The 14,743-nt window shown below is 70.2% G+C and carries 9 protein-coding genes; 7 read left to right on the forward strand and 2 right to left on the reverse strand.

Features of this window, described 5'->3' with window-relative positions:
- From VF651_04395 to VF651_04420, 6 genes are all read left to right on the forward strand, one after another.
- The coding region (locus tag VF651_04395) for a PD-(D/E)XK nuclease family protein (GenBank protein ID HEX7964940.1) at positions 1 to 2,396 on the forward strand (2,396 nt) is incomplete at its 5' end.
- Entirely contained in the window at positions 2,386 to 5,733 is a 3,348-nt protein-coding gene (locus VF651_04400) for a UvrD-helicase domain-containing protein (protein ID HEX7964941.1), read from the forward strand. The genes VF651_04395 and VF651_04400, both read left to right, overlap by 11 nt.
- Positions 5,717 to 6,622 carry a 5'-nucleotidase gene (locus tag VF651_04405; GenBank protein ID HEX7964942.1) on the forward strand — a complete coding sequence of 302 codons (906 nt, stop codon included), beginning with the start codon at positions 5,717 to 5,719 and terminating at the stop codon, positions 6,620 to 6,622. Before VF651_04400 ends, VF651_04405 begins: the two co-directional genes overlap by 17 nt.
- 2 nt (positions 6,623 to 6,624) lie before the next feature.
- Complete coding sequence (locus VF651_04410; protein ID HEX7964943.1) at positions 6,625 to 7,533, forward strand: FkbM family methyltransferase; 909 nt, start codon at positions 6,625 to 6,627, stop codon at positions 7,531 to 7,533.
- Positions 7,534 to 7,535: 2 nt separating this feature from the next.
- Complete coding sequence (locus tag VF651_04415) at positions 7,536 to 8,573, forward strand: VIT1/CCC1 transporter family protein (GenBank protein HEX7964944.1); 1,038 nt, start codon at positions 7,536 to 7,538, stop codon at positions 8,571 to 8,573.
- A gap of 4 nt (positions 8,574 to 8,577) precedes the next feature.
- Entirely contained in the window at positions 8,578 to 9,261 is a 684-nt protein-coding gene (locus VF651_04420; protein ID HEX7964945.1) for a class I SAM-dependent methyltransferase, read from the forward strand.
- A 9-nt stretch (positions 9,262 to 9,270) separates the two neighbouring features.
- On the opposite strand, the gene VF651_04425 is transcribed toward VF651_04420, so the two are convergent.
- Positions 9,271 to 10,908, reverse strand: a complete 1,638-nt coding sequence (locus VF651_04425) for a sialidase family protein (GenBank protein ID HEX7964946.1) — start codon at positions 10,906 to 10,908, stop codon at positions 9,271 to 9,273.
- A 150-nt stretch (positions 10,909 to 11,058) separates the two neighbouring features.
- Entirely contained in the window at positions 11,059 to 13,164 is a 2,106-nt protein-coding gene (locus VF651_04430) for a M13 family metallopeptidase (protein ID HEX7964947.1), read from the reverse strand.
- Positions 13,165 to 13,482: 318 nt separating this feature from the next.
- Between VF651_04430 and VF651_04435 the strand changes: the two genes are divergently transcribed.
- Entirely contained in the window at positions 13,483 to 14,718 is a 1,236-nt protein-coding gene (locus tag VF651_04435) for a heparan-alpha-glucosaminide N-acetyltransferase domain-containing protein (protein ID HEX7964948.1), read from the forward strand.
- Positions 14,719 to 14,743 lie beyond the last annotated feature (25 nt).

Genomic DNA, 14,743 nt, shown 5'->3' on the forward strand with positions numbered 1-14,743 from the left:
CCGAGGGCGCGGCGCTGCTGCAGCCCGCCGCGGCGGCGCGGGAGGCGGCACGGGCCTGGAACCTCGCGGTGGCCTACCGGGTGCCGCTGGAACGCATCGCCGCCGGCGATGAGGACGCGCGGGCCTTCGCAGCCTGGGCCGAACACTACGGCACCGAGAGCCGCGTCCAGGGCTGGCTCGAGGATGCGCGCCTCGCGGACTGGCTGGCGACCCAGGCGCGGGAGCGCACGCTCGCGCTGCCGCCGCGGGTGGTGTTCATCGGTTTCGACGAGCTGACGCCCCAGCAGCGGGAGCTGGCGGAAAGCCTGCGCCTCGGCGGCTGCGCGGTGGAGGTGCTGGAGATCGAGGCGCCGGCGCCCACGGGGGCCATGCGCCTGGAAGTGGACGACACGCAGGCTGAGATGCGCGCGGCGGCGGCCTGGGCGCGGAGGAAGCTGGAGAAAGATCCCGCCGCGTCCATCGGCATCGTGGCGCGGGACCTCGCCGGTTGCCGCGCGGCGCTCGCCCGCGCGCTGGATGACGCGCTTTGTCCCGCCGCCGCGGCGGGCCGCGCGGTCGCGCGGCCCTATGACCTCTCCCTGGGCCTGCCGCTGGATTCCTTCCCGGTGGTGCACGCGGCGCTGTCGGCGCTGGAACTGCTGCGCCGGCGCACGCCGTTCCACACTGTGAGCCTGCTGCTGCGTTCGCCGTTCCTGGGGAGCGCCGAGGCGGAGCAGCACGCGCGGGCGCGCCTGGAGCTGCGCCTGCGGGAGCGGGTGAGCGAGCACATCGGCCTCAAGGCCCTCATGAACTTCGCGGCGGGCCTCGGCGCCACGCCGCGGCTCCTGGCGGCGCTGCAGTCGCTGCAGGAGAAGACGGTGGCGCTGCCCCAGAGGCAGAAGCCTTCCGCCTGGGCACGGGACTTCGCGGACGCGCTCACCCGTGCCGGCTGGCCCGGCGAGCGGCGCCTCGACAGCGCCGAATACCAGACGGTGACGGCGCTGCGGGAACTCATCGGCGGGCTTGTCCACCTGGATGCGACGCTGGGTGCCATCACCCTCGGCGAGGCGATGACGCGCCTGAGGCGCCTCGCGGCGGACCACGTGTTCCAGCCGGCGGGCGCGGACGCGCCGGTGCAGGTACTGGGCCTGCTGGAGACCTCGGGCCTGGCCTTCGATCATCTGTGGGTGATGGGGCTCACGGACGACGCCTGGCCGGCGGGACCGCGGCCGGCGAGCTTCATCCCGCCGAAGCTGCAGCGGGAATGCCGGCTGCCCCATGCGAGCGCCGCGCTCGAACTCGAGTTCGCGCGGCGCGTGACCAGGCGGCTGCTGGCGAGCGCGCCGGAAGTGGTGGCGAGCACTGCTTCGGCGGAGGGCGACACGCCGCTCCGGCCGAGCCCGCTGGTGGCGGAGCTGCCGGCCATGGAACCCGTGCAGGTCGCGGCCACGGGTTACCGCGCGCAACTGCAGCGGGAGTTCCCGCGGGCGGGAGAACGACACCGGGACTTGCGGGCACCGGTGCTGGGGCCCGGCGAGCAGACCCGCGGCGGCACCCAGCTCATCAAGTCCCAGGCCGCGTGTCCTTTCCAGTCCTTCGCGGTGCACAGGCTCGGAGCCGGCGCGCTGGAGGAGCCTGCGTTCGGGCCCGATGCGCTGGAGCGGGGCCGCCTGGTGCACGAGGTGCTGCAGGCCGCCTGGGAGGAACTCAAGGACCACGCGCACCTGGCGGCACTGGACGCGGCCACGCGGCGCACCCTCGCGGAACGCTGCGCGGCGCGGGTGGTGGCGGTGCGCGCCCGGGAGCTGCCGGACATCTACACGCCGCGGGTGGCGGAGCTGGAGCGGGAGCGGCTCGCGGGCCGGGTGGATGCCTGGCTCATGAAGGAGCTGGCGCGCCCGCCGTTCCGGGTGCTGGAGTCGGAATCGGAGCACATCCTGAAGCTCGGGCGCCTGAACCTGCGCATCCAGGTGGACCGCATCGACGAACTGGCGGACGGCAGCCGCGTGATCATCGACTACAAGACCGGCCAGGTGAACGTGAACGCCTGGCTGGAGGCGCGGCCGGACGAGCCGCAGCTGCCGCTGTATGCCTTGGCGAACTCAGAGCGCCTGGCGGGACTCGTGTTCGCCTGCCTCAAGCCCGGCGAGATGCGCATGGCGGGGCTCGCAGAACGGGAAGGCGTGGGCGCGGGGGTCGCGGTGTACGCGCAACGCAAGCAACGCCCGGCGGAGGCGCCGGACTGGGCAGCGCTGCTGCGCTGGTGGCAGGCGAACCTCGGCGCGCTGGCGGAGGAGTATGCCGGCGGCGACGCGCGGGTGGCACCCAAGAGCGCGGCGGATTGCGAGCGCTGTCACCTCTCCACCTTCTGCCGCATCCATGAGTTGGGCGACCCCGGAGAGCAGGATGGCGACTGAGCGGCTCCCCATGGATGACGCGGCGGCGCGGCGCGCGGCACTGGACGTGCGCGCTTCGTGCATCGTGCGGGCGCCCGCCGGTTCCGGCAAGACCGAGCTGCTGACCCAGCGTTACCTCGCGCTGCTAGCCACGGTGGATGAGCCGGAGGAGATCATCGCCATCACCTTCACCCGCAAAGCGGCAGGAGAGATGCGTGACCGCATCGTGGAGGCGCTGGAGCTGGCGCGGGGACCCGAGCCCGAGGCGCCGCACAAGCGCGTCACCTGGGAGCTGGGGCGACGTGCCCAGGCGCGGGATGCGGAGCAGGGCTGGCAGCTCAGGCTGCACCCCGCGCGCATGCGCATCCAGACCATCGATTCCCTTGACGCAGAGCTCACGCGGCAGATGCCGCTGCTCTCGGGCTTCGGCGCGCCGCTGCGGGTGAACGAGCGGCCGCAAGAGCTTTACGAGGAAGCCGCGCGCCGCACGCTGAGGCTGCTGGACGAGGGTGAGCCGTTGCAGGCCACGGCGGTGGAGAGCCTGGCTCGGCACCTGGACTGCGACCTGCCCCGCATCCACCGGCTGCTCTCGCGCATGCTGGCGCGCCGCGACCAGTGGCTGCGGCACATGCAGAGCCCCCGCGAGGAACTGGAGGCGGCTCTGCGCCGGGAGGTGGATGGACACCTGCAGCAGCTGCTGGCGGCCTTGCCTGCGGATTCCCGCCAGGAGCTGCTCGAGCTCACCATACATGCGGGCGGCGTGCTGCGCGCCGGCGGCGTGGAATCGGATCTCGCCGCCTGCGCGACGCTCATGGCGCTGCCACCGGCGGACGCCACCGGGCTCCCTGCCTGGCGCGGTATCGCGACGCTGCTGCTCACGGATGCGGGCCAGTGGCGCCGGGTGCTGAACAAGAACCAGGGTTTACCGCCGGAGGAAGCAGGCGCCAAGGCGCGGGCCATGGAACTGATCCGGCGCCTGGAGCGGGAAGCGCCGCTGTGCGCGGCGCTGGCGGCGGTGCCTTATCTCCCGGAGCCGCGCTATGCCGATGCCCAGTGGCTGGTGCTGGAAGCGCTGCTGCAGATCCTGCCCCTCGCTACCGCGCAACTCAGGTTGGTGTTCGCAGAGCGGGGCGAGGCGGACTTCGCTGAGGTGACACTGGGCGCGCTGCAGGCCCTGGGCGAGCCGGAAGCACCGACGGACCTCGCGCTGGCGCTGGACTATCGCATCCGCCATCTCCTGGTGGACGAATTCCAGGACACCTCCGTGAACCAGTTCCGCCTGCTCACGGTGCTCACGGCCGGCTGGCAGCCGGAGGACGGACGCACGCTGTTCCTGGTGGGCGATCCCGCCCAATCCATATACCGCTTCCGCGAGGCGGAGGTGGGGCTGTTCCTGAGCGCCTGGCAGCAGGGCCTGGGCGGCTTGCCGCTGAAGCCCTTGCAGCTGCAGGCGAACTTCCGCTCCCGCGCCGAACTCGTGGATTGGTACAACCAAGTTTTCCCATCCCTGTTCCCGGCGTCGGCGGACGTGGCGAGCGGCGGCGTGCCCTATGGAATCTCCGAGGCGCGGCGCGAGGCGGCAGGCGGCGCAGCGGTGACGGTGCACGCCCTGGGCCAGGACCGGCGCGTGGAGGAAGCGGAGAAGATCCTGGAGATCGCCCGTGGTGCCGGGGCCGGCGCGCGCGTGGCGGTGCTGACCCGCGCCAAGTCGCACTTGGCCGCGGTGGTGGCGGCACTGCGCCGGCGCGGCATGCACTTCCAGGCAGTGGAGATCGAGACCCTGGGGCAGCAGCCGGTGGTGCAGGACCTTTTGGCACTGACCCGTGCGCTGGCCCATCCCGGCGACCGCAGCGCCTGGCTCGCGGTGCTGCGCGCGCCCTGGTGCGCGCTCACCCTCGCGGAGTTGCACGCGCTGGCGGGTGCCGATCATGACGCGCCGCTGCCGGCGCTGATGGCGGCGGCGGATGGACTGGCGGCGGCCAACCCGCGTTTCGCCCATACCCGCATGGTCTTGTTGCGGGCACTGGCGGAGCGCAATCGCGGCACGCTGCGGGAACAGGTGGAACACGCCTGGCTCGCCCTGGGTGGACCGGCGGCATTGGCGGGCGAGGAAGCGCTGGCGGATGCGGAGGCCTATCTCACGCTGCTGGAGGAGATCGGCGAAGGCGGCGCGCTCATGAGCGCCGGCGAACTGGAGCGGCGGCTCGCGCAGTTGTTCGCGCGGCCCGATCCGGAGGCGGACGGCTCCCTGCAGCTCATGACCATCCACAAGGCCAAGGGCCTCGAGTTCGAGGTGGTGATCCTGCCGGGCCTGGACGCGGCGGTGCGCGGCGAGGACCTGGACCTCATGGTGTGGCTGGAACGGCCACGGGCGGACGGCGCTGCGGACCTCTTGCTGGCGCCGCTGGATGCGCCGGGCCAGGAACGGGACGCGCTCTACACCTGGGTGCGGATGCTGCGCCAGGAACAGGAACAACTGGAGCAGGTGCGGGTGCTGTACGTGGCCGCGACCCGCGCCCGGGAACGGTTACACCTCCTCGGCGGCGTGGACATGAAGGAAGAAGAAGGGCGGCCCGTGCCGGTGACGCCGCGGACCGGCTCGCTGCTCGCGCTGCTGTGGCCCGCGGTGCGGACGGAGTTCGAGAAGGGCACGGCAAGTGCCGTGGCGCCCACCCCGCCGCCGCAGCCGGCCGAGGCACCGGCGTTCACGCGGCTTGCGGCCGCCTGGCAGCCGCCGACGCCGGAGCCGGGTATCCGCTGGATCGGCAGCACCATGCTGGCGGCCGAGCAGGACCTGGAGTTCCAGTGGGTGGGCGAGACGTTGCGGCATGTGGGTACCGTGGTGCACCGGCTGCTGCAACGCATCGCCGAGGATGGCCTCGAACGCTGGGACGCGGCGCAGCGCCAGCGCGCGCTGCCACTGGTGCGCCAGCTGCTGAGCCAGGCAGGCGTGCGGGAGGAGGAACTGGCGGGAGCTGCGGCGGACACGATGCGCGCGGTGGATAACATGCTCGCCGACGAGCGCGGCCGCTGGCTGCTGGACAACAACCACGCCGACGCGCGCTGCGAGTACGCCCTGAGCCTGCTCAGGGACGGACGCCTGGAGACCGGCATCATAGACCGCAGCTTCGTGGATGCAGACGGGACACGCTGGATAGTCGACTACAAGACCAGCCGCCATTCCGGCACCGACGTGGACGCGTTCCTGGAACGGGAACGCGTGCGCTACGCGCCGCAGCTCGAGCGCTACGCGCGGCTGGTGCGCGGCCTGGGCACGCCGCGTGTTAAAGTGGCGCTCTACTTCCCCCTCATGCAGCGCTTCCTCTCCTGGGAACCGGACCATGGCCCAGAGCCTTGAAAACCGCCTGGTGGTGGCGATCTCCTCGCGGGCACTGTTCGACCTGGAGGAGAGTCACCGCATCTTCACCGACCAGGGCCTCGAAGCCTATTCCCGCTACCAGGTCGAGCGCGAGGACGTGGTGCTGGAACGCGGCGTGGCCTACGGCCTGGTGCAGAAGCTGCTCAGGCTGAACCAGGGCGCGGCGCAGAAGCGGGTCGAGGTGATCCTGCTCTCCCACAACAGCGCCGATACGGGCCTCAGGGTGTTCAACTCCATCCAGAAGCACGGCCTCGACATCACGCTCGCCGCGTTCACCAACGGTGCCTCCCCCTGGCGCTACGTGGAACCCTTCAGCGCCGACCTGTTCCTGTCGGCGGAGGCGGCCGACGTGGTGAAGGCCCTGGACGCGGGCTATGCCGCCGCGGCCATCGTGCCCTCACAGGTGTCGCGCCGCGACGATGGCGAGCTGCGCATCGCCTTCGACGGCGATGCGGTGCTGTTCTCGGACGAGGCGGAGCGCGTGTACCAGGAGCGCGGCCTCGCCGCCTTCGCCGAGAGCGAGCAGAAGCAGGCGCGCGAGCCCCTCAGCGGCGGGCCGTTCAAGAACTTCCTCTCGGCGCTGCACCGCATCCAGGCCGAGTACCCGCCGGAGCGCGCGCCGATCCGCACCGCGCTCGTCACCGCGCGCTCGGCGCCGGCCCACGAGCGGGTGATCCGCACGCTCAGGGCTTGGAACATCCGCATCGACGAGGCGCTGTTCCTGGGCGGGCTGCCCAAGGGCGAGTTCCTCAAGACCTTCGGCGCTGACATCTTCTTCGACGACCAGAAGGGCCACGTGGAGACGGCCGCGGAGCACGTGGCCACCGGGCACGTACCCCACGGCATCAGCAACCGGGGTCCGGGCTGAGCATGCTGGCGATCCTGCGCGACGTGGCGGGGGTGATGCGGCAGATCCGCAGCTATCCCCTCTACCGCACGCCGCTGGAGCGGGGCCGCGCGGCCGGCCGCTTCCTGGCCTGGCAGGTGCTGGGGCGGATGCGCAGCGGCGCCCTGGAGATGCCCTTCGTGGACGGCTCGCGGCTCTTGGTGAAGCGCCGCCTCGGCGGCAGGCTGCACTACGTGCTGGGCCTCGCTGAGTTCGACGACATGGCCTTCGTCGGCCACCTGCTGCGCCGCGACGAGGTGTTCGCGGACGTGGGCGCCAACATCGGCGTCTACAGCATCATGGCGGCGGTGGCGGGCGGCGCCCGTGGCGTGGCCTTCGAGCCCGCGGAGCGGGCCTACCACTACCTGCGCGAGAACCTGACGCTGAACCGGCTGGAGGGCCGCATCGAGACCTTCCGCTGCGCCGTGGGGGCCGAGGCGGGCCGGCTCCCGCTCACCGCGGGACAGGGCGAGATCAACCACGTGCTACGGGCGGGCGAGGACGCCGAGGCAGTGCAGGTGGACGTGGTGAGCCTCGACGGCTTCTTCGATGGACGCACGCCGCCCACGCTGGTCAAGGTGGACGTGGAAGGTTTCGAGACCGAGGTGGTGCGCGGCATGCGCGGCCTGCTGGCCGCGGGCACGCCCCTGGCGGTGCTGATGGAGCTCGCCGGCATGGGCGAGAAGTACGGCTATGATGAGCGCGCGCTGCGGGCCGAGCTGGAAGGCCATGGCTACACGGCTTGCGCCTATGACGCGCTAGGCCGCAAGCTGGCGCCCCTGGAGGGGGATGCCTCCGGTTCGTCCAACATCCTGTTCGTGCGCGACCTCGCGGAGGCGCGCCGGCGGCTGCGGGAGGCCGAAGCGTTCACCCTCGGCACATATAAGGTGTAGGGATGGAAACCGAATTCGAGAGCTGGCATGAAGAGATGCAGTCGGCATTCCTGTACCGGGTGCTGGCAGCCTGTGAACCGGCGCCGGAGAACAAGACGCTGTTCCTGAAGCTCGCCGATGCCGCCGAGGAGCAGGCGCTGCACTGGCGCAAGCTCGCCACGGACAAGGGCCTGGCGGTACCTGAGCGCTTCGAGCCCGCCGTGCGCGCGCGGCTGGTGGCGCACATGCTGCGGCGTTTGGGGCCGCAGCGCATGCTGCCGGTGCTGGCGGCCATGAAGGTGCGCGGGCTCTCGGTCTATACCCAGGGCACGCCCGGCGGCCACGGCATGCCCATCGCGGGGCAGCAGGAATCCCGCCACCGGCGCATGGCCGGCAGCGGCAGCTTCCGCGCCGCGGTGTTCGGAGTAAACGACGGCCTGGTGTCCAACGCCAGCTTGATCCTGGGCATGGCCGGCGCGTCGGTGGGCAATCCCGTGATCCTTCTCACCGGCGTGGCGGGACTCCTGGCGGGCGCCGCTTCCATGGCGGCGGGCGAGTACGTCTCCATGCGCTCGCAGCGCGAGATGTTCGAGTACCAGATCGGCCTGGAGGACGCGGAGCTGAAGGCCTACCCGGAGGAAGAGGCGGAGGAACTGGCGCTCATCTATGAGGCGCGCGGCATCCCCGCGGCCGACGCGAAGCGGATGGCGGACACGCTGATCCGCGATCCCACCCGCGCGCTCGATACATTGGCGCGGGAGGAACTGGGCCTCAACCCGCGCGAGCTGGGCTCGCCCTGGGGCGCGGCCATCGCCTCGTTCCTGGCCTTCGCTTTCGGCGCGCTGCTGCCGCTGCTGCCGTTCCTGTGGCGCGGCGCGGCGCATGCCACGGCGGCTTCCGTGGGCGTGACGCTGGTGGCACTTTTCGTCACAGGCTCGGTGGTGAGCCTGTTCACCGGCCGCTCCCCCTGGTGGAGCGGCGTGCGTATGATGCTGATCGGCGCGCTGGCGGGCGGCGTGACCTTCCTGGTGGGCCTCCTCTTCGGCGTGGCCCTGGGCTGAACCCATGAGCGACTATGGCACCTTCTACCACAGCATCGCGCGGCGCCAGTATCCGCTGAAGCAGCGGCTGCGGGAGCTGTTCGCCACCTGGAAGCAGCCGGCGGCGCTCGCCGCGCTGCTGGACGCGCTGCCGCAGGGCGCGCGGGTGCTGGACGTGGGCGCGGGGCAGGGCACCCTGCTCTCGAAGCTCGCCGAGGCGCGGCCGGACCTGGAGCTGGTGGCCTTCGAGATGGCGCCGGCCGGGGAAGCGAAGGGCTACTCGTGGGTGGCGGGTGACGCCTGCAGGCTGCCGTTCCAGGACGGACGCTTCCAGCTGGTGCTGTGCCGCCACGTGATCGAGCACGTGCCGGACGCGATGCGCATGGTGCACGAGCTGGCGCGGGTATTGGTGCCCGGGGGGCGGCTCTACCTGGAGTGCCCGGACGTGCGCAGCAGCATGGCCTGGTCGCCGCTGAACTTCTGGGAGGATCCCACGCACCTGCGCCCCTACACGCGCATCGGCCTGGCGCGGGTGTTCCAGCTCGGCGGGCTCGCCACCTCCGCCACCGGGCGGGTGCGGGACTGGCGGCTGGTGCTGCTGGGCGCCTTCTACCTGCCGGTGGCCTGGGTGGCGCGCGATCCCTTCTTCCGCCGCCACTGGCTGGCGAACGTGTTCGGCATCTTCATCTACGGCGTCGCGGCCAAGTAGCCGTCCTGCTCAGGGCTGCTGCGGTGGCGCGCCGCGCTCCTCGCGGATCTTCTCCCATACCGGGTCCTCGTCGCTGAGGAGCCGCATCAGGTTCTCGTGCACGCGTTTGCGGAAACGCCCGCCCGGCTCCACCTGCGGGCCGGCTACCGCCACGTTGGTGACGTGGCGGCTCACGCGCAGCGGGTGGGGCTGCGGCGGCAGGTAGTAAGCGTCGTTGCGATTGGCGGTGCCGGCATCGTTGGTCTGCACGAAGAACGGCACGAAGGTGTCGCTCACGGTGCCGAGCGCCTGGTAGTCACCGACGAAGAGCCCCAGCGCGTCCGGCGCGAGCGTGAGATCGAAGGGGCCGGTGATGTGCTGCTCGCTCCAGTGCACGCCGTCGCTGGAGGAGGTGAACCAGTAGTCGGTGGGCAGGGTGGCGGCGGCGGTGTCGTTGCGGAAGTCATAGTAGGTGATGCCCACGGTGCCGTCGCCCAGCACCGCGACGGTGGGGGTGAAGGCGGGCGCGCCGGCCACCGAGTTGATGCGGCGCGGCTGGGACCAGTGCCTGCCGCCGTCGCTGGAGCTGGCATAGGCGATGCTGTCGTGGTCGCCGTTGCTGAAGCGGCCATCCTGCCAGGTCACCGCCAGCATGTCGCCGGGTCCCGCCGCCATCTGCGGGATGCCGGCGCCGGCGCGCACGCCCTGGCCGGTGTGCGGGTCCGCCGTGCCCACCGCGAGGCTGCGCGCGACGGTGAAGGGCGCGGTCCAGGTGACGCCATGGTCCTGGGAGCGCATCACCTTGATGGTGCTGGTGGCGCCGTCGCCGGAGGTGCCGTCGATCTCCACGAACAGGTCGAGCAAGGTGCCGTCCTGCATCACCACGATCTCGTTGCCGATGGTCTGGTTGTCCACGCCGGGGTCGTAGATGGCCCGGGCCGGCTCCCAGCTGGCGCCGCCGTCGGTGGTGCGGGAGAACATGGCGGCGCCGCGGTTGTCGACGGTGAGCCGGTCCCACACCGCGTACACGAAGTGCGAGTCGGTGGGATCGGCGGTGATGGCTTCCTTGTCGTTGAAGGCGCTCTGGCCGTCCCGGATCAGGGTCACGGGGTCGCTCCAGATGAGGCCGCCGTCGGTGGAGCGCACCACGAGCACCGCGCCGTCGGAACCGGGCTGCAGGGTCTGGCCCGTGAAGGAGATGGAGATCACGTAGGCAGTGCCGTCCGGCGCGAAGCTGACCCAGGGGTCCGAGGCACGCTGGTAGTCGGCGCCGTTCGCGGCATTGCCGCCGGCGCAGCGCGACATCTTGAGCTTGCTCTCGGTCCAGGTCTGGCCGCCGTCCATGGACGCGCCCGCCACCAGGCCATGGGCGCCGCCGTCGGACCAGCGGTCCTGCTGCCAGACGCCGATGATGTTGGTGGGGTTCGCGGGGTTGATGGCCATGTAGGGCTCCACCTCGGCGTTCTGGTAGGAGACGCTGCCGCCCAGGTTGCCGCCGCAGCCCGCGCCATAGGGCGAGGCCGCCGAGGCCTTGACCAGGGAGGTGCTGGGCGGGCCCAGCACAGGCTCGGTGACGCCGCCGCTGCCGGCGCTGGAACCGGAACCGCCGCCGCCGCAGGCGGCGAGGGCGAGGGACGCCGCGAGGGCGAGGAGCCTGGCTGTATTCATGGATGTCTTACCCGCTGCGGCTGGACTTCACTTAGCTATAGCATGCCATGCGGCGGCGGGCCGCATCCAAATCTGAATCAATTCTGAACGCCCAAAAGGAGACGGCGGGCCTCGCGGCCCGCCGTCATCTCAACCGAACATCGGTTCAACTCACCAGATCACGCAGCGATCCTTGTTCACCATCGGGCTTTCGCCCTTGATGCCGAAGGCCTTCTGGAACTCCGGCATGTTGGCCATGGTGCCGTTGACGCGGTACACGCCGGGCGGGTGCGGGTCGATGGTGACCAGCCGGCGCGATTCCTCGGGCCGGATGTTCATGGCCCACACGTGGGCGGCGCCCAGGAAGAACTGCTGGTCCGGGGTCAGGCCGTCGATGGTCTTGGCGTTCTTGTAAGCCGCCGACTTGTGGAAAGCGCGCCAGGCCAGGGTGAGGCCGCCGAGGTCGGCGGTGGCCTCGCCGGTGACCAGCTTGCCCTGCACGTGCAGGCCGCCGTCCACGGTGTAGGACGAGAAGTGGTCGGAGATGCAGTCGGTGGCGACATGGAACTTCTTGAGGTCGTCCTCCGTCCACCAGTTCTGCAAGTTGCCGTGGCCGTCGAACTGGGCGCCCTGGTCGTCGAAGCCGTGGGTCATCTCATGGCCCATGACGAAGCCGAGCGCGCCGTAGTTCACCGCCGCCGGGGCGTGAGGGTCGAAGAACGGCGGCTGCAGGATGCCGGCCGGGAAGTTGATGTTGTTGCGCAGCGGGCTGTAGTAGGCGTTGACGGTCTGCGGCGTCATGCCCCACTCGTTCTTGTCCACCGGCTTGCCGATCTTGTTCAGCTCGCGCTTGTTCAGGAAGTCGTTCGCGCGCATCACGTTCTGCACGTAGCTGTCGCGCTTGATGTCGAGGGCGGAATAGTCGCGCCACTTGTCGGGGTAGCCGATGCGCTCCTCCATCATGCCGAGCTTGACGTCGGCGGCCTTACGGGTGTCAGGCGACATCCAGGCCAGGTCGGTGAGGTCTTCCTTCAGCGCGCCGCGGATGCCGTGCAGGATGTCCAGCACCGCCTTCTTGGAGGAGGGCGGGAACTTCTTCTCCACGTAGAGCTTGCCCATGGCGAAGCCGAGCGCGGTGTCCTCGGTGCTGACCACGCGCTGCCAGCGCGGCAAGAGCTCCTGGGCGCCGGTGAGGGCGGCGTTCATCTTGAAGTCCTCGTCCACGAACGCCTTGGGCAGGTAGGCGGCGAACGCGTCCACCGTGTGCCAGCGCAGGTAGGTCTTCCAGTCGTCGAGGGAGACCTTGGCGAGCTTGCCGTCCAGCGTCTTGAAGAAGTCGGGCATCGCGAGGTTGAGGCTCGCGATCTCCGGGTGGCCGACGTTGGCCAGGTAGTCCTTCCAGGAGAGGGTCGGGGTGGCCTTGTCGAGCTCGGCCAGCGTCATGACGTGGTAGATGTTCTCGGGCTTGCGCTGGTCCACGCGCGGCATGGAGGCCTGGGCGAGGTCCGTCTCCAGGGCCATGACCATCTTGGCCTCGTCGGCCGCCTTCTGCGGCGAGTCGCCGAGCAGCTGCAGCATGTTGTTCACGTGGGCCACGTAGGCATCGCGCACCTTCTGGAACTTGTCGGCCTGGGCCTTGCACGCGTCGTACTCGGCCTGGGCCGGGCTCGCGGCAGTGCTCGCGGCCGAGGTGGCGGTGGCGGCCGGCGCCACGCACTTGTCGGCGGTCTTGAGGTAGTAGTCGCGGTCCGGCAGGCCGAGGCCGCCCTGGGCGGCGATGGCGATGACCTTGCTGCTGTCCTTGAAGTCCTGGATCTGGCCGAAGCCGAACATGGCATCCACGCCGATCATCTGCAGGTGCGCCATCTCCTTCTGCAGGGAGGCCTGGTCCTTGATGGCGGCGATGGCGGCGAACTCGGACTGCAGCGGCGCGAGGCCGGCCTTCTCGATGCCCGCCTCGTCCATGCCGGTGGCGTAGAAGTCGCCGACCTTCTGCTCGGTGCTGCCCGCCTTGTGGGCGGTCTTGGCGTTGTCTTCCAGGATCTGCCGGATCACTTCCTGGTTCTGCTTCTGCAGGATGTTGAAGGTGCCCCAGCGCGCGTAGGCGGCCGGGATGGGGTTCTGCTTCTGCCAGCCGCCGTTGGCGTAGGCGAAGAAGTCCTGGGAGGGGGAGACGCTCTTGTCGAGCCAGTCGGCATGGAGGCCGGTGTCGCCGGCGGCGATCGCCCCGAGTGATACGGCGCAGAGGGCGCCCAGTAACAGGTATCCGCGTTGCATGATTTCCAAGCCTCCTACTTATATAGATGACACGACAGTACCCCGAGGACCGCCCTTCGATGGGGTCCGGCCAGGCTGGGCCGGGACCCGGATGATACTACCCGGCCCGCTTCACGTCAGAAATCCACGCCGCCCAATAGTTCCCGGGGCGGGGCAAATTCCCGCCCGGCCATGCCGGGCCTGGGCTGCCGGCTGGCCCCGGGAATATCCGCGTCGTCCAGCGTGTTCTGCACGGTGTAACCAGGGGTTCTCCACGGGCATGTCCCGAGGGGGTACACCTTGGAGTTTTCACACCATGACCTGAGCGGGATGTCGCCTATGAGCGCTGTTGCAGCGGAAATCCAGTCTGTGACCGAAGTGCCGGCCGTGTCCGACCGGCGCGCGTACCGGATGAGCTCGATCGATATATTGCGGGGCCTGGTGATAGTCGTGATGGCCCTCGATCATGTCCGCGACTACATGATGGCCGGCTCCCTCCAGGATCCCATCGCCGATCATTCGATCGGACCGCTGCTCTTCGCGACGCGCTGGATCACGCACTTCTGCGCGCCGACCTTCGTGTTCCTGGCGGGGACCAGCGCGGGGCTGATGTCCCTGCGCAAGAGCCGGTCGGAGCTGGCGCGGTTCCTGCTGGTGCGCGGCTTGTGGCTGATCGGCATCGAGGTCCTGGTCATCTCGACCGCTACTTCGTTCTCCCCCTGGGGCATCGCCGAACTCGGCGGCCGCACCTACGTGGGGCTGCAGGTCATCTGGGCCATCGGTGCCGCCATGGTGGCGCTGGCGGGCGCGCAGTACCTGGGCCGGCGAGCCTGTCTCGCCATCGGTGCGGCGATCATATGCGGGCACAACCTGCTGGATGTGGTGTGGCCGGCGGCGAGTTCCACCGGCGCGACGGGACCGCTGTGGGTCGCGCTGCATGCGCGCCAGTTGTACGCCATGGGCCAGTTCTCGGTGTATTTCTCCTACCCGGTGCTGCCCTGGATCGGCGTCATGCTGCTCGGGTACGCCTCGGCCGGCCTGTTCCAGGGGCCCGCGCAGGTCTGGCAGCCCAGGCTGGCGCGGATCGGCATCGGCCTGACACTGGCATTCGTGGTGCTGCGTGCACTGAACGTGTACGGGGATCCGCAACTCTGGCAGGCCGCTCCCGGCAACCCCGTCGGATCGGTCATGTCGTTCCTGGCGACGACGAAGTACCCGCCGAGCCTCCTCTATCTCTTGATGACCCTGGGGCCCGCCGCGATCGTGTGTGCCTACGCCGAACGCCTGCATGGCCGTGTCCGGGACGTGCTGCTGACCTACGGACGCGCACCCTTCGCGTTCTACGTCGCTCACGTGTATCTGATCCATGGCACCGCGATGGCGCTCGGGGTCGCGCAGGGGTTCGCGGCACAGCAGTTCCTGACGCACTATCGGTATTTCCCCAAAGGTTTCGGCGTGGGCCTCGGCGGGGTGTATCTGATCTGGATCGCGGTCGTTGCCAGCCTCTATCCCCTATGCCGCTGGGTCACGGCCCTGAAGGCGCGGCGCAGCGACTGGTGGCTGAGTTACGTCTGATCGAAGCGGCACGATGAGGCAGGGC

It is taken from the genome of Gammaproteobacteria bacterium, assembly GCA_036383255.1.
Taxonomy (GTDB): domain Bacteria; phylum Pseudomonadota; class Gammaproteobacteria; order Natronospirales; family REEB76; genus DASUBN01.